Here is a 19,111-nt window from a genome sequence, read left to right as displayed (position 1 = left end):
CTATGGAACAACCGCAAACTGCAATGGTCCGATCGTGAAAAAACCAGAAACGCCAAAATCAGACGCTTCCGCAAAACCGGTCGACACCCAGAAATCGACCGAGACCATCTCTGTCGATAGCAGCGGCAATGCCAGTTCGGATGCGAAACCCGCATCAAAGCCAACGGCGGCCCAAACAGACGCCCAGACAGGCACAAAGTCCGGCATAAAGTCCGACACACAATCTGGTGCAAAACCCGATACGGCAAAATCGCCCTCCCAGCCGGGATCAAAGCCGACAGACAAACCTGGCGTAACATCATCGGCAACGGCCAAACCGGAAATAAAACCGGCATCGGCCCATCGCAACAGCCAATCCAGTGACAAAAGCAGCAAAACCGACAGTTCTGCTGCCTCGCGCAAGGGTGTGGGCGGCAAGGCACTTTTGCTGTTTGTGATCATTATTGTCGGTGCCATTGCCGCTGGCTGGTTGACTCGTGCGATCTGGTGGCGCGATGCAGAGCCGGTTTTGAGCCAATATGTGCCGACGGTTATTCTTGATGAAATAACCCCCGAAGAGTTCAAGGATGACGGTGCAATCACAGCGACCAATGCACCAAGTCAGCCGGAAATGACTGATCAGAACGATCAGAACAATACCATCCCGGCCCCGGATGAAGACGCAACCATGGCCGAAAAAGACGATGGCATGGTCAGCGAAGAAGACAGTCTTCCCCCGGTTGATGGTGATACAAATAGCGTTTCAAGCGCATCCCCCCTGCCGGATGGATCGGTTGTTGTTGATCCGGAACTGACCGAACGCCTTTCGCGGCTTGAAGGCACAATTGATGCCTTGCGCGAACGCCTTAACAGCGAACGCGGCGGCACATTGAACAACACAGTTGCCCGCCGCATGGCGGAAATTGAAACCCGTACCGCCCCCATCGAAGAACTTGCACGCGTCGAAAGCGAACTTGCCGGTGTCGCCAACGAAATGCGTGAAATGTCCGCACGCCTGTCAACCATGGAAGAAGAAGTCCGCGCAACGGCTGGCCTTCGGGTTGAAAGCCGCGGACAGGCAATTGCCATGGCCGTCACCATCCTGCGCGATGCTTTGCAGCGCGGTGGGCCTTTCATCATCGCCCTGAATCAGCTTGAACGCAGCAGCGGCGATGACCCCCTTATCGCTGAACAGATTGCCACCCTTAAACCGCTTGCCGATCAGGGGGCACCGACCATCGAAAAACTGCGTCAGTCGTTCCCGGTCATGGCACAGGAAGCCGTTCAGGCCGCCACCGATGATCATTCGGGCAGCGTGCTTGATGCGACGTGGGCCAACATCAAAAAACTGATCCCGATCCGCCGTGTCGATGCGGCAGGCGAGGAATCACTTGAAGGACGTCTGGTAACGGCTGAAAACGCGCTTGAGCATGACGACCTTGATGCTGCCATTACCGCCCTTCAGGGTGTTGAAGGTGACCATGCATCGGTCGCGGTTGCCGACTGGTTGGCGGCTGCGGAAAATCGTCAAATTCTCAACAGCGCCATCGCCTCGCTTAGTGCGCATGCGATTGATCTTCTGACCGGGTCGGAGGATAGCCAATGATCCGCCTGCTGACCTTTATCCTGATTACGGCCGTCTTGGTGGGCTGCACTGTCTGGTTTGCTGATAATCCCGGCAGAATGACGGTGGTCTGGCTTGGTTATCGCTTTGACGGATCGATTGGCATGGTCGCCTTGGCCCTTTTGGCCCTGACGGCCATATGTGTTCTGATCTGGCGTGGCTGGACCATCATTGCCAATTCACCGGGCTGGGTCGGTCGTCTGCTTGGCAGTCGTCGGCGTAAAAAAGGCCAGCAGGCCCTGACCATGGGGTTGCTGGAACTGGCATCGGGCGATGTGCGTCAGGCGCTTAAACATACCCGTGCGGTGGACCGTTATCTTGAAGACGATACACTGACACGGCTTTTAACCGCACAGGCAGCGGAACTTGACGGCAACAACGATGCGGCCAAGCGCCAGTTTGAAGCCATGCTTGAAAAACCAGACTCGGCGTTCTTTGGTCTGCGTGGCTTGCTGCAATTATCACTTAAGACCAATGACCGCGAAGACGCCCTTGATTACGCCGAACGCGCACACCGTCTGCGCCCGCGCAATCCGGCTGTGATCGTCACATTGTTTGACTTGCTGCTGACATCCAAACGTTGGGACCGGGCGCTTAGCCTGCTGATTGATGCGCAAAAGGCCGAGGTTTTTGGTGAAAAGGAACTGACACGTCGTCGTGCACTTCTGATTACCGCCAAGGCCGAAGACGCCATCGCGTCTGGTGAAAATACCGAAGCCATCAAACTTCTGCGTAAGGCATTGAACTCGGCAGATGACTTTACCGGCGCGGCTGTTTTGCTGGCCGGGCTTTATCGTGACCTGAAACAGGAAGCCAAAGCCCGCGACGTTATCCTGCACAGCTGGCGCACAACGCCGTCTGCCGCCCTTGGCGCGATCTATCTTGAAACGCTGACCGGTGATCCGCTGGCACAGGTCAAATCAGTTGAAAAACTGGCTGCCACCAACCCGGACCATGTCGAAAGCCAGATTATTCTGGCCGAGGCCGCCCTTCTGGCCGATCTGTGGGGCATGGCGCGCAGCAACCTTGAAAAGGCGATGACCCGCAAGACAGAAGCCCGCCATTACCGTTTGCTGGCCGATCTGGAATTGCGTGAAAAGCAGGATGGTGCGAAGGCCCGCGACCTTCTGGTTAAGGCAAGCCACGCCAACCCGGATCCCGATTGGCGCTGTGGGGCCTGTGGGGCGGAAACCGATCGCTGGGTGGTATCCTGCCCGTCCTGTCATTCGTTTGGCAGTGTTGAATGGCGAAGCCCCCTTCGCGTGCATCAGGCGCCGACATCAACCGCGCCCGATGCAGGCAATCCACCGTCAAAGGACGCCGCAAAGGACCCGGTTGCCATTGGACAGAGCGCCACCATCATTGATCACAGCAACGATGATGACGGCAACGGCGCCAACAACCCGCAAAAAGGCAATCAACCTGCCCTTTAAGACGTCCGATTGGTCAATTTAGCCTAAGCAAACCTATCAAAACAAAAACCCCGGGGACGAACCCCGGGGTTTTTTAATGCCTAAATCACCGTCGCACTTAGTGGCGGAAGTGACGCATGCCGGTAAACACCATGGCAATACCGTGCTCGTCGGCTGCTGCAATGACTTCTTCGTCACGCATCGAACCACCCGGCTGGATCACCGCCGTCGCACCGGCTTTGACCGCTGCCAGAAGACCATCGGCAAACGGGAAGAATGCATCAGATGACACGACCGACCCCTTGGTCCGCACGACATCTTCGCCTGCATTTTTGCTGGCTTCTTCGGCTTTCCACGCGGCAATACGCGAACTGTCAACGCGGCTCATCTGCCCCGCACCAACGCCAACGGTCTTGCCGTCTTTAACATACACAATCGCATTTGATTTGACGTGTTTGCCAACGCGGAAGGCAAACAGAAGGTCATTAAGCTCGGCCTCGGACGGCGTGCGCTTGGTAACGACTTTAAGCTCGTCACGTTTGACCCGACCCGCATCACGGTTCTGAAGCAGATACCCACCCGCCAGCGAACGCAGCGTCATGTCTTCGCCTTCCGGATCGGCCATGCCACCGGTAATAAGAACACGCAGGTTCTTCTTGGACGACAGAACTTCACGGGCGGCATCATCCGCATCCGGGCAAATCACCACTTCGGCAAACAGCTTGGCGATTTCTTCGGCCGTGGCTTTATCAAGGGTCCGGTTGACCGCAATGATACCACCAAAAGCCGACACCGGATCACATGACAGCGCCTTGTGATAAGCATCAATCAGGCTTTCGCCCTCTGCCACACCACACGGGTTGGCGTGCTTGATGATGGCAACAGCCGGTTTTTCATCAAATTCGGACACCAGTTCAAACGCGGCATCGGTGTCGTTCAGGTTATTAAACGACAGTTCCTTGCCCTGAAGCTGGGTCGCGGTCGAAACACCCGGACGGTTTTTACCATTGGTGTAAAACGCGGCCTGCTGATGCGGGTTTTCGCCGTAACGAAGGGTTTGCTTCAGTTCGGCCGAAACATTCAAACGCTGCGGGAAGGTTTCACCCAGTTCACCGGCAAACCAGCTTGAAATCGCCGAGTCATAGGCACCCGTGCGGGCAAATGCCTTGGCGGCCAGAACACGGCGGGTTTCCGCCGTCGTGGCACCGGCATTGTCGTTCATTTCGGCAACGACGCGGTCATAGTCGCCTGGATCGACAACAACCGTCACCGACTCATGGTTCTTGGCTGCCGAACGGATCATGCTTGGTCCGCCAATGTCGATGTTTTCGATGCAGGTATCGAAATCGGCACCCTTGGCGACGGTTTCTTCGAACGGATAAAGGTTCACACACACCAGATCGATCGGCGCAATGTCGTTGTCTTTCATTGCCTGCATATGGCTGGCAAGCGGACGACGGCCCAGAAGGCCGCCATGAATTTTCGGATGAAGCGTTTTGACACGACCATCCATGATTTCAGGAAAACCGGTGTGATCGGCAACTTCCTTAACCGGGATACCGGCCGCTTCAATCGCCTTGGCAGAGCCACCGGTCGACAGGATTTCAACACCCTGTTCATGAAGGGATTTGGCAAATTCGACCAGACCGGTCTTGTCGGAAACGGAAATAAGCGCGCGCGCAATACGAGCAGTCATTGGGTTCGCTTTCATGCATCAATATGTGATGAAGGTCGCGGACCCATTGATGATATATCGGCCCGATGCGATACCGTGCTGTATGGCTGCTCGTGCATACCGATGGTATCAATTGCGGGCGAACCGGCCTTTTGGCAGAAACCCGGGCCGACACATGATCAATGAGTCCGAACCATGTTTCGCGCGGACCTTTAGCATGTGCAGCGCAAAAAGTGGACCCCGAATTCTTGCATGGCGGCTTTCAGCAAAATAGCTCTATTTGATACCGCGGCTCTAAAGCGGTGAGAGTGACGTTCTGGCATAGGCAAGAAATCCACATATGGCCGCCACAACCAGCCAATAAAACATCGGCCCATTCTGCTCTACACCTGATCGCAAATGCATCCCGGAAAAGAGGAGCATCTCTGCTGCAATACCCAAGGCCGCGACAGGCACGAGAATGGCAAATTGCTTATTGATTGCAGGCAGGATCAACCCAACCGCACAAAGCAGTTCAACGCCAATCAGCCCCATCCATACCGCATGAGGAATAGCACTCAGAGATGGAATGTTTTGTTCGGAATTTGAAAACTTCCAAACCGCACCAATACCTGTATGCACGGCGAGTAAAGCCTGCAAAATCCACAAAAAAATGTTCATCGTAAGCTCCTCAGGCGTGGGATAAATTTAATCGATTTGCGACAGTAATTGTTCCAACTGACCAAAGAAGCGTGGCCACCCGCTTTTGGCACCAAAATATGCCAGCTTTTGTTTCTCTGGATTGAACCCTGTTTGCTCCATACGCAGAAGCGTTCCACTGGCAGAAGGCGACAATGTCCAGGTCACAACACTTTCCAACCCATCTGCCTGCCATGTGTATGTGAGTGTTTTTTCAGGCTCGATCGTCAGAACCTGACAGTCAATTTCACCCCAACTGGCACTGAGTTTGAATTTGTGATTCAAAACTGGCGTGAAGTCATTTTGCAGCAACCATTCTGCGATGAGATGCGGCTGCGTAAGAGCACGCCATATTTTCTCAGGCGGAAAGGCAAGTTCCCGTTCAACAACGACAGAGCGGGTTTCCGGTGTGGTATTTTTCATTGATCAATCCGTTTGAGCAGGTTTTCAAGCGCATCGAAACGGCCCTCCCAGAACTCAGCCATTTGCGCGGTCCAGTCCCTGAGGGGGGATAACGCATCAGGCTGTGCGCTGTAATGGGTTTGGCGGCCTTCATGTAGGCCGCTGACCAAGCCTGCCTGCTTTAAAATACGAAGGTGTTTTGAGACAACCGGTTGCGAGACACCCGCATGCTCTGTCAGTGCCCCGACAGTTTTGTCCCCTTCTCGGCATAAACGCTCAAAAATTGCCCGTCGCGTTGGGTCGGAAAGCGTTTTGAAAAGGATCGTGTGCGTGTCTGACATAACCCATACCCCAATGACTATGAATCAACATATATCCATTGGGGTATGAATTGGTCAACGAAAAAGATGACACGACAATGCGTGCCGTATCCACCTTCCAAACTCAGGAAATGCCGTGAACCTTTAATGTACGTGCCCGCACCAATCGGCTCGATACGCCAACCCTAATCAAGCAACGCTTTTCTTAAGCCCCAATGCATCGAATGCACGGTCAATAGAAACCTGCTGGGTTTTCGCATAAAGTGCCAGCTCATCACGAACCGATGCCCCAAGCGCCTGTTCAAACTCATCCTGATTGGAATGGGTCTGATAATTTTTCTGCGCATCTCCACCAAGATTCGACTGGAAAATACCAGCCGCACTCACGGGCAGGAAATCCTCATAAATGATCGGGTCCGCACGCAGATATCCTTGATCAACCAACTCATGGGCTGTTCCCGCCAATTTGCCATTGCGCGCGGCATCCAAACCGTCCTTGGTCGGGCTGTATTTAAAGAAAGCCAATCCTTCGACCCGAAGCGTTTCATAATCATCGGGGAAGGCAACGAACCGTTCGCAAAGCTCGGTTTCGTAATCGCGCGCATTTGATCCACCGGCATTGATCTGAACAGCCTGCCGGACGGATGCCAAAAGCGTGTCATAGAGCGCCCGCCCCTTCGCCGTCAGGGCAACGCCGCGCTGCTCAATCTCGCCAAAACGGGCGGTATGGGTTCCCGGTGTGCCTTTTGGGGTGTCGCCCACGAAATAGACCTGTTCTTCCAGCGCCTTGAAACTGGTTTGGCGCAGAAGGATCGGGCATTTTCGGGTCGGTGGACCTTCGACAACCGCCTTGGGTGAAATGCCCCGTTCGGGCATGGTTTTCTGAACCGCATCAATATCCAATGTGCGCGGTGTCAGATGATTGATATGCGGCCCTTTGAAACACACAACATCGGCAATCAAACGGTGGGCATCATGCATTTTTTGGTATGAGTTCAGCGACACCGTCGCATCACTGTGCCAGCGGAATGTTTCAAGCGCCTGGGTCACAAACTGTTCGGCCTGCACCTGCGTCAACCCGCCATTCTTTTCCGCCAGATAAATCAGCTTGATGACATCGGCGGTGAAAATATCGCGCGCCGCCAAAATCTGCTGGGCGTCATGGCGCAGGTTTTCATCTTCGATCAGCTCAAGCCGCAAAAGGGATGTGAAAACCCGAAACGGATTGCGCCGCAGTGCCGCGTCATCAATCGGACGAAACGCCGTCGAATGAACCGGCACACCCGCCACTGACAAATCATAATAACCCACCGGATGCATGCCCATCACCGCAAACAGACGGCGCATGGTAAACAGTTCTTCGGCCTTGCCCAACCGGATCGCACCATGGCGTTCCACATCCAGCCGGTCCAATTCATCATTGCCGGTCAGGCTGTCATGCAGTGCGTGGTCGGCTTTAAGTGTCTCGTCATTCTTGTCTGCGACCAGTTCAAGGAGGGTGCCATATTGCGGCACTTCGGCACGGTACATGTCCGACATGGCGCTGGAAAACATCGAACGAATTTCATCGGGATGGACCAAAGCATCTGCCGACATGGGAGCCTCCAAAGAACGGGAACGGACTGGAATTTCGGAATGCCTTCGCAACAAGGTCATTCCTGTTTGTCATTCTGGGCGCAAGATATTGGCGTAAAACACCCCTGACAAACGACAATTCCGCACGAGTTCATTCGCAATAAGAATGAACTCTTATGAGGCATCCCAAAAATGGAAAATGGTGTCACTGGAAAGACGACTAGGCCGATCTTCCCGCGGCCTGATCCAGATCGCTGCCATCCTCGGCAGACGGACCTGTTACGGCTTTGGCGTTATCGGCAAAGATCGATTTAACCCCGATCTCGGGTGGCTGGAATTCCGGCACCAACTGACTGATCAACGCCAAAGTGGCGTGGGTATCACGACTGGTTGCACTGGTTTCAAGCGCTTCAAACACCTGTTTGATCAGATCATAATCAACAACCCGTGGGGCGGCCAACATCACACCGTCCGTCTCGGTTGGTTCAGGCGGCTCAGAATCGTGGAACAGTTCTTCATAAAGCTTTTCACCCGGGCGCAGGCCGGTGACCTTGATCTCGACGTCTTTGCCCGGCTGCAAGCCCGACAGCAAGATCATCTGGCGTGCAAGATCAACGATTTTGACCGGGCGCCCCATATCGAGAACAAAGATTTTACCGCCTTCTGTCACACCGCGACGGCCAAGTTCAGCCGATTGCAGGACAAGCTCCACCGCCTCGGCAATGGTCATGAAGTAACGTGTGATGCCCTCATGCGTCACGGTCAAGGGCCCCCCGGCTTCAAGCTGGCGCTTAAACAGCGGCACAACCGATCCGGTCGACCCCAACACATTGCCAAACCGCACGGTGACAAACCGCGTGATGCTGCGCTGATCATCGGGCAAGGTTTCAAGCGCCTGACAATAACATTCCGCCAGCCGCTTGGACGCGCCCATGACATTAGCCGGATTAACCGCCTTATCGGTTGAAATCAAAACCATCGTCGCAACATTGGCCGCCCGGCAGGCCTCGGCCACATTGCGCGTCCCCAGTGTATTGGTCAGGATACCTTCGTTGGGATTATGCTCGACCAGCGGCACATGCTTATACGCCGCCGCATGGAAAACAATTTCCGGTTTGACGTCATCAAAAACTGTATCAATCCGTGTGCGATCCCGAACATCCCCCAGAACGCTTTCACGTGGCAAGTCCGGGTATTTTTCCGCCATTTCCATATCAATGGCATAGAGATTATATTCCCCGGCATCGACCAGTGTCAGGCTCGCCGGACCATAAGAGGCAATCTGGCGCACCAGTTCGGACCCAATCGATCCGCCCGCACCGGTAACAAGCACGCGCCTGCCACCAATCATGTCACGGACACGGTCACGATCCAGACGCGCCTGCGGACGGCCCAGCAAATCCTCAATCGCCACCGGGCGGATTTGCAGCGGATCGGCAAGGCCTTCGCGCAAATCCCCCAATTTTGGCAACCGCGCAAACGTCATGCCATATCGGTCGGCAATCTCAAGCCATTTGGCATTGTCAGGATGACGCAGCGCATCACCGGTCAAAACCAAACGGCGCGGCACACCATGGCGCGATTTTTCAAGTTTCTGAATGGTTTCTTCAAGCTGATCAACCGTCGCCAGCACATCAATATTGTGCATATTGCGTCCGACACGGCTTTCCGTCAGCGCGACAATCCCGATCACCTTGAACGGGGTGTCGGCAGACCGTTGTGTTTCGCGGATAAAGGCTTCTGCTTCGTCGCCTGCCCCGATCAACAGAACCGAAAGACGCCGCGTACCTTGACGCACCAGCGCACGCGCAGTCGATTTATCCTTGGCGATGCGATAGGCCAACCGCGACCCACCCAGCAACGCCATCAACAAAAACCACTGAATAAGCGGGGCAGAACGCGGAATCCAGTCCAGACGGGTGGTCAGGAACAAGATAACAAACAAGGCCGCCACAGCAACGCTGACCGCCTTGGCAATCCGTGTGAGATCATTGAGCGACGCATAGCGCCAGATACCGCGATAAAGTCCAAAAAACCAGAAGGATGCCGCCGCAATCAGGGTAAACACACCGGCTGAAAACAGGATATTGTCAAAGGCATAAAACTGCACGCCCTCGCCAACCCGCAAATACAATGCCAGCGGGAAAGAAAGTGCGGCCATGACAATGTCATGACCAAAGGCAATATGGCTTCGCTGTAAAATGCGCGACATGCGGTCCCTTACCGGCAATTTTCTGTTTTTATCTGTTTTTAAAGGATACCCGCTTCACCCGAAGACGGATAAGCCTTTCTTTTCGCGCCCACCTGAAAACAAGTCAAGCACTCCGCACGTGCCTGTTTTTGCTTACGGTTGCGCGCGGTCTTTGACCGGCATGCGCAACATCATGCCCACCAGCCCAAACACCACCATGGCGGCTGCCACAACCCGCATCCAGCCCGGCGTATCAAACTCGGTAAAACACACCGCAATCAACACCAGATTGGTAATCCCGATCATCGCCGAGACGGTCGAATGTTTAAGCCCGCGCTGGGTCGCCTGTTGATAAAAATGCTCACGATGCGCTTGCCAGACTTTTTCGCGGCGAAGTGCACGCTTGATTAAGGTTATGGTCGCATCAAACAGGTAATATGACGGCAAGATAAGCGCGACCGCCCACGCCCCTTCGGCCGCCAGCTCCAACAGAACCCAACCCAGAATAAAGCCAAGCGGAATTGATCCAACATCGCCCAAAAACAACCGGGCCGGATGCCAGTTCCAGATCAAAAACCCGGCCATGATCGATGTGACACCAAGCCCGATATAGCCAAGCCCGATGAACTGCGGCAACGGGATCAACAAGGCGAGGATAAACACACCAAGCCCGATCGACCCGGCCTCAACCCCGGTAATGCCATCAATCCCGTCCATGAAATTAAACAGATTGATAAACCAGACCCACGCCAGCACCACCAAAACATGATCAAACCAAACCGGCACAAGCCCGCCCAGAACCGGCTTATCAATGGCAAAGACACCAATGATCACCGCCACAAACTGACAGGCAAACCGTATCGCTGCGGATAAATCATGCCGGTCATCAAGCCAGCTTAAAACGCCAAGTCCGACCCCGGCGGCAAGCATCAACCAGGGACCAATATCGCGCACCCCGGTATGAATAAACACCACTGCCACCAGAACTATCAAAAGCGGGGTCACCGCCAACCCACCGCCACGCGGGGTCGGCACGGCATGACTGGACCGGTGGTTGGGCATGTCCAAAATCGCCTTGCGCCGCAAATACACCAGCACCGCCCACGTCAACAACATGGCACCGATCAGAAAAATACTGGAAAAGGTCGCAAGTCCGGCAAACGTCATCGTTTGGGTGATCCCTTGTTTCGGTCCTGATTGGCCCATGGTTTGCCCGTGGGTTACGACCGGCAGGCCATCAGCAGATTGTTGCGTCTGGAGTAGCCGGGGACAGCCCCCATCGCAAGGCTTTTCAACCCGGCATCGTGGTGATTGGCAGGTCAGCCATGCCGACCCAACAGATGCTTGGTGCTTTACACTTGGCTATCGCGGCCTTAACTACAGTCATAACATAAAACCGGAGATACCCCTTTGACTGAACGCCGTTCCCGTCCCGCCCATCGCAATGCATCCCGCCATCCTGCGGTCGAGGCACCCGATCCACGCATGCTGGCGCTAAAAACGCTGCAGGAACTGCGTGGCGGCGAAGTGACACTGGACGAACTTCTGTCAAAGCATGGCTATGGTCTGCCGTCACTGGATCGCAATTACCTGCGCCATTTGCTGGGCACCACATTGCGCCATATGGGCGAAATTGATGCGGTTCTGGCGCCGCGCTATCAACCGCCACAGGACCGGGTTGCCGCACGCCTGACCAACATCATGCGCCTTGGCGTTGCACAGTTGTTCTTTATGGACACATCCGATTACGGTGCCGTCGACAGCACGGTCAACCTGACCCGCGATGCCGGTTTGCATAAATATGTGAAGCTTGTGAATGCGGTCCTGCGCAGTTTGCAGCGCGATGGCTTTGAATGGCCCGAAGGGGTCGAAGACTGGCAACTTAACATCCCGGCATGGCTGCGCGGATCGTGGAAAAAGGCCTATGGTGCCGAAATCGCGCAAGGCATCGCCGAGGCCAGCCTTGGCCACGCCATGCTCGATCTGTCGATCAAGGACCGTTCAGAATCGGAAAACTGGGCCGAACAGGTCGATGGCCTTGTCCTGCCGACCGGATCGGTAAGGCTTGAAAGTGGCCGACGCATTCGCGACCTTCCGGGCTACAAAGATGGCAAATGGTGGGTACAGGATGCAGCGGCCGCCATTCCGGCCACCCTGTTTTCGGCCTATAAAGACAAAACGATCTACGACCTGTGTGCCGCCCCGGGTGGTAAAACAATGCAGTTGGCATCCCTTGGCAGCAGCCCGATTGCGGTTGATAAGTCCGAAGGTCGCCTCAAACGCGTTTATGAAAATCTCGAACGTGTGGAACTGGGGGCGGCCGTTGTCACAGGGGACGCCACCGATCTGGCCCCGGATACCCCGCGTGCGGATGCGGTTTTGCTCGATGCGCCATGTTCTGCAACCGGCACCATTCGCCGCCATCCCGACATTCTGTTGCGTCAGAACGACAAACTGATGCGATCGCTTTTGCCGATCCAGACCAAACTGCTCAATCAGGCTGACAAGCTTTTGAATGTCGGCGGTGAGTTGATCTATTGCACCTGTTCGCTGCAACCCGAAGAAGGCGAACATCAGATCAAATCGTTCCTGGCCGATCATCCCAAATACGAACGCAAACCCATCACTGCCGGAGAACTCGGCGGCTGGGATGAGGCGATCAACGAAGATGGCGAACTGCGCGTTCTGCCGGTCCATATGCAGGAATACGGCGGCATGGATGGCTTTTTCTGCGCGCGACTTGTCAAAAAGGGCTGATTTCACAGCCAAATGCGCCACGCAACCACAAACAAGACTGCCATGACCGTCCATTCGGATGACAGGGCGGGCTTTTTGCGTTAAGACAAGCGCCAAATTCCCATATCCCGCAGTGTTTCAGGACCCGTGACGCATGACCACGTCGAACATTAAAATTGCCCCTTCGATCCTTTCGGCCGATTTCGCCCAGTTGGGTGTTGATGTCCGCGCGGTTGACGCCGCCGGTGCGGATTACATCCACATTGATGTGATGGACGGCCATTTTGTGCCCAACATCACTATTGGCCCGGACGTGGTCAAGGCGCTGCGCCCGCACAGCGACAAGGTGTTTGACGTGCACCTCATGATCGCACCGGTCGATCCCTATATCGAAGCCTTTGCCAATGCCGGTTCCGACATCATCACCATCCACGCCGAAGCCGGCCCGCACCTGCATCGCAGCCTGCAACTGATCAAGTCGCTGGGCAAAAAAGCCGGTGTGTCGCTCAATCCGTCAACCCCGGAATCTGTGATTGAATACGTCATGGACATGGTTGATCTGGTGCTGGTCATGACCGTCAACCCGGGCTTTGGTGGTCAGAAGTTCATCCCAAGCCAGCTTGAAAAAATCAAACGCATCCGCAAGATGATCGATGCCACCGGGCGCGACATCGACCTTCAAGTCGATGGTGGCGTAAACCCGGAAATCGCCCCGCAGGTCATTGCGGCTGGCGCGAATGTTTTGGTCGCTGGTTCGGCCACCTTCAAAGGCGGACCGGGCGAATACGCCAACAACATCAAGGCAATCCGCGGCGCCTAAGCCACATACACCCTCGCATGTTTTTTATCAGGGCCGGAACCACATCGTTGGTTTCGGCCCTGAATGCGTTTTATGCGCATTTAAAATCAGTGCATAAGGGTTTGATAAATTTTTTCTATCACCCCATTAGGTCTGCATACTTGACCTAATTTGCGTTATCGCAAATAGATGCCCCCATGAATGAAATCTTTATTGGCAAGAAATCATCGGCTGCGGGTGGATGGGGTGCGCTGAAAAGTTGCGGTAAGCAGCTTTTACAAAGCGGCAGCGCCCTTAGCGGTGCACGCACGATGCTTAAGGCAAATCAGCCCAACGGTTTTGATTGCCCCGGTTGCGCGTGGGGCGATCCCGAGCATGGATCATCGTTTGAGTTTTGCGAAAACGGTGTCAAAGCCGTGTCGTGGGAAGCAACGCAAAAGCGCGCCACACCGGCATTCTTTGCCAAACATACGGTTTCTGAGCTGCGCAAGCTTTCCGATTATGAGCTGGAACTGAATGGCCGCCTCACCCACCCGATGCGCTATGACGCGCCAAGCGACACATACCTTCCGGTCGCGTGGGAAGATGCCTTTGCCGAAATTGGGGGCATTCTTAAAAACCTGAATTCCCCCGATCAGGCCGAGTTTTACACATCCGGCCGGGCCAGTAACGAAGCAGCCTATCTCTATCAATTGTTCGTACGCCTTTATGGCACCAACAATTTCCCCGATTGCTCCAACATGTGCCACGAAGCCAGTGGCATTGGCCTGCGTCAGGCGATTGGCGCTGGCAAAGGCACGGTCCTGCTCGAAGATTTCGAAAAGGCAGACGCCATTTTCGTGCTGGGACAAAACCCCGGCACCAACCATCCGCGCATGCTGGGTGATTTGCGCCGGGCCGCCATCCGTGGGGCTGAAATCGTGGTCTTTAACCCGGTCCGGGAACGCGGTCTGGAACGGTTTTCCGACCCACAGGCCAAACTTGAAATGCTGTCAGGCGGATCAACCGATATCGCCAGCCATTATTACCAGCCCCTTCTCGGTGGGGACATGGCCGCCGTGCGCGGCATGAGCAAGGCCGTCTTTGCCGCCGAAGACGCCGCCCTTGCGGCGGGTCATCCAGCCGTGCTTGATCATGATTTCCTTGGTGAACATTGCGAAGGCTTTGCCGAGTATCGCGCCACCGTCGATGCCACAAGCTGGGACGAGATCGAAGACCAGTCGGGCCTGTCCCGACACGACATCGAACAGGCGGCAAATGTGTATATGTCGGCAGAAAATGTGATTTGCACATGGGCCATGGGTGTCACACAGCATCTGCATTCCGTGGCCACCATTCGTGAAATTTCCAATTTCATGTTTCTGCGCGGCAATATCGGCAAACCCGGTGCCGGACTCTGCCCGGTGCGCGGACATTCCAATGTGCAGGGCGACCGCACCGTTGGCATTAACGAAAAACCCGCCGATGCCTTCCTTGATGCACTGGAAAAGGAATTCGGCTTCACCGCACCGCGTAAACACGGCCACAATGTGCTCGGTGCGATTGGCGCGATGCTGGATGGCAGTGCCAAGGCCTTCATCGGGCTTGGCGGCAATTTCGCCCGCGCAACGCCCGACAGCGCCCTTGTCGCCAAGGCACTTAAAAACCTGAAACTGACGGTCAACATCGCGACCAAGCCCAACCATTCACACCTGATGCCCGGCGAGGTCAGCTTTATCCTGCCGTGTCTTGGGCGGACCGAAATTGATCTGAATTCCGCCGGTCAGTCACAGGTCGTCAGCGTCGAAGACTCCATGAGCATGGTCCACGGGTCGGCGGGCATCAACCGCCCGGCATCGCCGTATCTATTGTCCGAAGTTGGCATTATCGCCGGGATTGCCGAGGCAACCCTTGGCACCAAGACCGTGTCATGGCCTGCCCTTGCCGATGATTACGAACGCATCCGCAGCCATATCGAAGCCACCATTCCGGGATTTGACGACTACAACACCCGTCTGCGCACACCACGCGGGTTCCTCCTGCGCAACAGTGCCGCACACCGGGAATGGAACACACCGACCGGCAAGGCCAATTTCTTTGCCGGCACCCTTCCTGCCAGCACCGTGCACCAGCAGGCCCGCACCGCACAAACCCGTTTCGCGCTTCAGACATTCCGTTCGCACGATCAGTACAACACGACGGTCTATGGTCTTGATGATCGGTATCGCGGTGTGTACGGCGAACGCAACGTCATCTTTATCCATCCCGACGACCTTGCATCGCTTGGTGCACAATCTGGCGACCGGGTGAATGTCATTGGCGAATATGATGATGGCATCGAACGTATTGCGCCTAATTTCCGGCTCGTTTCATACGATATCCCGCGCGGCAGTGTTGCGGGCTATTACCCGGAACTAAACGTGCTTGTCCCGCTGGGCAGTGCCGGGGATCAAAGCGACACGCCAACATCAAAATCGGTCATGGTATCGTTTCAAAAAGATACAGCGGCGTGACCGGAACGGCACCCGCTAGCGAACAATTCATGGATCTGGTTGCGCGCCGTTGTACCGCGCAACCCGACCTTACCCCGATACAGGCAGGCATCATCATCGCAGCAGAGCAAAATATTGCCCGCGACAGCCGCACATTCGCCCGCCTTCTCGGCCTTGCCCATGCGCTTGTTCTGCGTGAACTTAATGCTCTTTTGCAATCGGGTGATGTTCTAGAACTGGTAAAGCGTGATGACCGCACACTGCGAACGCACTATTCAATCACCTGCGGTATCAATAGAAAAGCCAGTTAGCTTAGAAATCGATACACCGCCCCTTGCTTTCCCAATCGCCAAACCGGGTTGGTTCCGGGCCTTTAGGGCCGCCGATTTCGCGCTGTTTTGCGGCGGCTTCCTTTGCGGCCTTGGCTTCGGCAAGGGCGTTGATCGCATCCTGTGACAAGGCCGGTGCCATATCGGCCCCCGCGATCTCTTCGTTCTTTTCTTCACTTGTTTTCGGTTCGGCCTTTTCTTTTGGCTCTACCTGATGAATGACGGTCTCGCGAAACTTTCCGGTCATTCGGCTTCTCCTGTTTTAGGGCCTGCACCCTGTAATTCACATTTGCCCAAGAAATAGCGTCCTGACCACCGTTGGGCAAGCCTGCGTATGGCGCAGCCGAACCGCGCAAAATGCATGGGATTTCAATCCTTTGGAATCAAACGTGGAATCGTATTCTGGTCTGATGGAAAAATTTGGCGAAAACTGACTCTTTCCGTGTGCCCTCAAAGCCGCTATTTCAGGCATACGAGCAAAACAAGGAGAAACCATGCGTCCAATTCCTCAGCGTATCGCCGAAGAACTTTCGGTTCGCCCCGAACAGGTCATTGCCACCATCGAGATGCTCAATGAAGGTTCGACCGTTCCGTTTATCGCCCGCTACCGCAAAGAAAAGACCGGCGGGCTTGATGACACCCAATTGCGTACGCTGGAAGAACGCCTGAGGTATCTGACCGAACTTGAAAGCCGCCGATCCTCCGTGCTTGAAAGCATCCGCGAACAGGACAAACTCACCCCCGAACTTGAAGCCGCCATTAACGAGGCCGACACCAAGACCCGTCTTGAAGATTTGTACCTGCCCTATAAGAAAAAGCGTCGCACCAAGGCCCAGATCGCCCGCGAAGCCGGGCTGGAGCCGCTGGCCGATGGCTTGTTTAGCAACCCGACCCTTGATCCGGAAATCGAGGCGGCAAAATATGTCGATGCGGACAAGGCCGTCGAGGACACGAAGGCCGCCCTTGATGGCGCACGTCAAATCCTGATGGAACGCTTTGCCGAGGATGCCGACCTTGTTGCCAAACTGCGTGACCTTTTGTGGAATGACGGTGAAATCACCGCCAGCGTGATTGAGGGCAAACAGGCCGAAGGGGCGAAATTCTCTGACTATTTCGAACATTCGGAAAAAGTCAAAACCTGCCCGTCGCACCGCGCACTTGCCCTGTTCAGGGGGCGCAACGAAGACATCCTGCAACTTAAACTGACCTTGGGGGCCGAGGACGAAGCCCGCCCGCGCAGTCAGGCAGGCCGGGCCGAAATCATGATCGCCGCCCATGTCGGGATTGCCGATAAGGGACGGGCCGCGGATAAATGGCTTGTTGATACCGTGCGCTGGACGTGGCGGGTCAAATTGTCGCTGTCGATTGAGCTTGATCTGTTTGGGTCGCTGCGTGACAGCGCTGAAGAAGACGCGATCAAGGTCTTTGCCAACAACCTCAAAGACCTTCTTTTGGCCGCCCCTGCCGGGCAAAAGGCCACCATGGGTCTTGATCCGGGCGTGCGCACCGGGGTCAAGGTTGCCGTGGTGGATGCCACGGGCAAACTGGTCGATACCGCAACCGTTTATCCGTTCCAGCCGCGCAATGATGTGGATGGTGCCATCAACACCATGGCCGCCCTTGCCGCGCGTCATAAGATCGAGCTGATCGCGATTGGCAATGGCACGTTTTCGCGCGAAACCGATGACCTTGCCGGTCAGATGCTTAAACGCTTCCCGGCCCTGACCGCGACCAAGGTGATTGTCAATGAGTCGGGTGCGTCGATCTATTCCGCGTCGCAATTTGCCGCCGAAGAATTCCCCGATCTGGATGTATCCCTGCGCGGGGCCGCCTCAATCGCGCGCCGTTTGCAGGACCCATTGGCCGAACTGGTCAAGATCGAACCAAAATCCATCGGGGTTGGGCAGTATCAGCACGACGTATCGGAAACCAAACTGGCCAAATCGCTCGATGCCGTGGTTGAGGATTGCGTGAACGGGGTCGGTGTTGACCTCAATACCGCATCAATCCCGCTTTTGACCCGTGTGGCGGGCTTAAGCGAAACACTGGCGCGCAATATCGTCGGATACCGCGATTCAAACGGCGCGTTCCAGTCGCGTACTGACCTTAAAAAGGTCGAACGTCTTGGTCCCAAGGCGTTTGAACAATGTGCGGGCTTCTTGCGCATTCGCGGGGCCACCAATCCGCTCGACGCATCTGCCGTTCACCCGGAAGCCTATCCGCTGGTCAAAAAGATCGGCGCGCAGGCCTCCAAATCGCTTGCCGATCTGATTGGCGATTCGGCCTTTATCAAAACGCTGCGCGCCGAAGATTACGCCGACGACACATTCGGTGTGCCAACCATCCGCGACATCATTGCCGAACTTGATAAACCCGGCCGTGACCCGCGCCCGGAATTCAAGACCGCCAAATTCACCGATGGTGTCAATGAAATCAAGGACCTGAAAGCCGGCATGAAGCTTGAAGGAACCGTCACCAACGTCACCAATTTCGGGGCGTTTGTCGATATTGGCGTGCATCAGGATGGCTTGGTCCATATTTCCCAACTGGCCGATAAATTCGTCGAAGACCCCCGTCAGGTGGTCAAGGCCGGTCAGATCGTCTCTGTCACCGTCATGGAAGTGGACGCCCCGCGTAAACGCATCGGGCTGTCGATGAAATCGGCACCGGATTACGAAGGCACACGCGAACGCCGCAATGACAGCCAAGCCACCGCCCCGCGCGGCGGGCAGGCACCTTCAGGCACCCGCCCCAACCACAATCGCGGCAATGCTGGCGGTGCTGGCGGCGGACATAATGCGCGCGGGAATTCTGCGCGGAATTCTGCTGGTGGGTCATCTTCTGGGTCATCTGGCGACGCTGGTGGTGCAATGGCCGCAGCCCTGAAGGCCGCAATGGAACGCCGTAAATAGGCAATCCG

At 55.5% G+C, this 19,111-nt stretch carries 16 protein-coding genes; 7 read left to right on the top strand and 9 right to left on the bottom strand.

Annotated elements, in window-relative coordinates; translation table 11 throughout:
* A complete protein-coding gene (locus COO92_RS22260) occupies positions 1–441 on the bottom strand; it encodes a hypothetical protein (RefSeq protein WP_240626390.1) in 441 nt (146 codons plus the stop codon).
* Between COO92_RS22260 and COO92_RS09635 the strand changes: the two genes are divergently transcribed.
* Together COO92_RS09635 and COO92_RS09630 are read left to right on the top strand one after the other, a co-directional pair.
* The gene (locus tag COO92_RS09635; RefSeq protein WP_240626389.1) at positions 434–1,585 is read left to right on the top strand and encodes a COG4223 family protein; all 1,152 of its coding nucleotides are present in this window, start codon (positions 434–436) and stop codon (positions 1,583–1,585) included. The two genes, COO92_RS22260 and COO92_RS09635, sit on opposite strands and share 8 nt — an antisense overlap.
* Positions 1,582–3,036, top strand: a complete 1,455-nt coding sequence (locus COO92_RS09630) for a heme biosynthesis protein HemY (RefSeq protein WP_101301644.1) — start codon at positions 1,582–1,584, stop codon at positions 3,034–3,036. Before COO92_RS09635 ends, COO92_RS09630 begins: the two co-directional genes overlap by 4 nt.
* A gap of 97 nt (positions 3,037–3,133) precedes the next feature.
* Here the strand turns inward: COO92_RS09630 and purH are convergent, their stop codons facing one another.
* The 7 genes from purH to COO92_RS09595 all read right to left on the bottom strand — a co-directional run bounded on the left by purH (position 3,134) and on the right by COO92_RS09595 (position 11,023).
* A complete protein-coding gene (gene purH, locus COO92_RS09625) occupies positions 3,134–4,711 on the bottom strand; it encodes a bifunctional phosphoribosylaminoimidazolecarboxamide formyltransferase/IMP cyclohydrolase (protein WP_101301642.1) in 1,578 nt (525 codons plus the stop codon).
* 273 nt (positions 4,712–4,984) lie between these two features.
* Positions 4,985–5,350, bottom strand: a complete 366-nt coding sequence (locus tag COO92_RS09620; RefSeq protein WP_101301641.1) for a DoxX family protein — start codon at positions 5,348–5,350, stop codon at positions 4,985–4,987.
* Between the two features lie 27 nt (positions 5,351–5,377).
* On the bottom strand, positions 5,378–5,791 hold the full coding sequence (locus tag COO92_RS09615) for an SRPBCC family protein (RefSeq protein ID WP_101301640.1): 414 nt from the start codon (positions 5,789–5,791) through the stop codon (positions 5,378–5,380).
* The gene (locus COO92_RS09610; RefSeq protein WP_101301638.1) at positions 5,788–6,111 is read right to left on the bottom strand and encodes an ArsR/SmtB family transcription factor; all 324 of its coding nucleotides are present in this window, start codon (positions 6,109–6,111) and stop codon (positions 5,788–5,790) included. Before COO92_RS09610 ends, COO92_RS09615 begins: the two co-directional genes overlap by 4 nt.
* Before the next feature lie 168 nt (positions 6,112–6,279).
* Positions 6,280–7,686, bottom strand: coding sequence for a 2-oxoadipate dioxygenase/decarboxylase HglS (hglS, locus tag COO92_RS09605; RefSeq protein ID WP_101301637.1), 1,407 nt, complete (start codon positions 7,684–7,686; stop codon positions 6,280–6,282).
* Between the two features lie 199 nt (positions 7,687–7,885).
* Positions 7,886–9,877: a polysaccharide biosynthesis protein gene (locus COO92_RS09600; RefSeq protein ID WP_101301636.1), complete on the bottom strand. Its 1,992-nt coding sequence runs from the start codon at positions 9,875–9,877 to the stop codon at positions 7,886–7,888.
* 132 nt (positions 9,878–10,009) lie between these two features.
* Positions 10,010–11,023 carry an MraY family glycosyltransferase gene (locus COO92_RS09595; RefSeq protein ID WP_101301790.1) on the bottom strand — a complete coding sequence of 338 codons (1,014 nt, stop codon included), beginning with the start codon at positions 11,021–11,023 and terminating at the stop codon, positions 10,010–10,012.
* Positions 11,024–11,266: 243 nt separating this feature from the next.
* Between COO92_RS09595 and COO92_RS09590 the strand changes: the two genes are divergently transcribed.
* The 4 genes from COO92_RS09590 (at position 11,267) to COO92_RS09575 (ending at position 16,173) form a co-directional block, all read left to right on the top strand.
* Positions 11,267–12,613 carry an RsmB/NOP family class I SAM-dependent RNA methyltransferase gene (locus COO92_RS09590; protein WP_101301634.1) on the top strand — a complete coding sequence of 449 codons (1,347 nt, stop codon included), beginning with the start codon at positions 11,267–11,269 and terminating at the stop codon, positions 12,611–12,613.
* Positions 12,614–12,746: 133 nt separating this feature from the next.
* Positions 12,747–13,412, top strand: coding sequence for a ribulose-phosphate 3-epimerase (rpe, locus tag COO92_RS09585; RefSeq protein ID WP_101301633.1), 666 nt, complete (start codon positions 12,747–12,749; stop codon positions 13,410–13,412).
* A 176-nt stretch (positions 13,413–13,588) separates the two neighbouring features.
* The gene (locus COO92_RS09580) at positions 13,589–15,883 is read left to right on the top strand and encodes an FdhF/YdeP family oxidoreductase (RefSeq protein ID WP_101301631.1); all 2,295 of its coding nucleotides are present in this window, start codon (positions 13,589–13,591) and stop codon (positions 15,881–15,883) included.
* A complete protein-coding gene (locus COO92_RS09575; RefSeq protein WP_206186386.1) occupies positions 15,880–16,173 on the top strand; it encodes a hypothetical protein in 294 nt (97 codons plus the stop codon). Before COO92_RS09580 ends, COO92_RS09575 begins: the two co-directional genes overlap by 4 nt.
* A 1-nt stretch (position 16,174) precedes the next feature.
* Here COO92_RS09575 and COO92_RS22185 read toward each other — a convergent pair whose 3' ends face one another.
* Positions 16,175–16,438, bottom strand: a complete 264-nt coding sequence (locus tag COO92_RS22185) for a DUF1674 domain-containing protein (protein ID WP_022732764.1) — start codon at positions 16,436–16,438, stop codon at positions 16,175–16,177.
* Between the two features lie 247 nt (positions 16,439–16,685).
* On the opposite strand from COO92_RS22185, the gene COO92_RS09565 reads away from it, so the two are divergent.
* Positions 16,686–19,103: a Tex family protein gene (locus tag COO92_RS09565; protein ID WP_101301630.1), complete on the top strand. Its 2,418-nt coding sequence runs from the start codon at positions 16,686–16,688 to the stop codon at positions 19,101–19,103.
* Positions 19,104–19,111: the final 8 nt, after the last annotated feature.

The sequence above is a fragment of the Thalassospira lohafexi genome (genome assembly GCF_002844275.1).
Classification (GTDB): Bacteria; Pseudomonadota; Alphaproteobacteria; order Rhodospirillales; family Thalassospiraceae; genus Thalassospira; species Thalassospira lohafexi.
This window is presented reverse-complemented; position numbering and strand designations above follow the sequence as displayed.

What these genes read in the sequence shown, in the direction of transcription:
- COO92_RS09565 (WP_101301630.1), top strand. Translation starts at nt 16,686, where the DNA reads ATGCGTCCAATTCCTCAGCGTATCGCCGAAGAACTTTCGGTTCGCCCC.
- COO92_RS09600 (WP_101301636.1), bottom strand. Translation starts at nt 9,877, where the DNA reads ATGTCGCGCATTTTACAGCGAAGCCATATTGCCTTTGGTCATGACATT.
- COO92_RS09620 (WP_101301641.1), bottom strand. Translation starts at nt 5,350, where the DNA reads ATGAACATTTTTTTGTGGATTTTGCAGGCTTTACTCGCCGTGCATACA.
- COO92_RS09580 (WP_101301631.1), top strand. Translation starts at nt 13,589, where the DNA reads ATGAATGAAATCTTTATTGGCAAGAAATCATCGGCTGCGGGTGGATGG.
- COO92_RS22260 (WP_240626390.1), bottom strand. Translation starts at nt 441, where the DNA reads ATGATCACAAACAGCAAAAGTGCCTTGCCGCCCACACCCTTGCGCGAG.
- purH (WP_101301642.1), bottom strand. Translation starts at nt 4,711, where the DNA reads ATGACTGCTCGTATTGCGCGCGCGCTTATTTCCGTTTCCGACAAGACC.
- COO92_RS09615 (WP_101301640.1), bottom strand. Translation starts at nt 5,791, where the DNA reads ATGAAAAATACCACACCGGAAACCCGCTCTGTCGTTGTTGAACGGGAA.
- COO92_RS09595 (WP_101301790.1), bottom strand. Translation starts at nt 11,023, where the DNA reads ATGACGTTTGCCGGACTTGCGACCTTTTCCAGTATTTTTCTGATCGGT.
- COO92_RS22185 (WP_022732764.1), bottom strand. Translation starts at nt 16,438, where the DNA reads ATGACCGGAAAGTTTCGCGAGACCGTCATTCATCAGGTAGAGCCAAAA.
- hglS (WP_101301637.1), bottom strand. Translation starts at nt 7,686, where the DNA reads ATGTCGGCAGATGCTTTGGTCCATCCCGATGAAATTCGTTCGATGTTT.
- COO92_RS09630 (WP_101301644.1), top strand. Translation starts at nt 1,582, where the DNA reads ATGATCCGCCTGCTGACCTTTATCCTGATTACGGCCGTCTTGGTGGGC.
- rpe (WP_101301633.1), top strand. Translation starts at nt 12,747, where the DNA reads ATGACCACGTCGAACATTAAAATTGCCCCTTCGATCCTTTCGGCCGAT.
- COO92_RS09610 (WP_101301638.1), bottom strand. Translation starts at nt 6,111, where the DNA reads ATGTCAGACACGCACACGATCCTTTTCAAAACGCTTTCCGACCCAACG.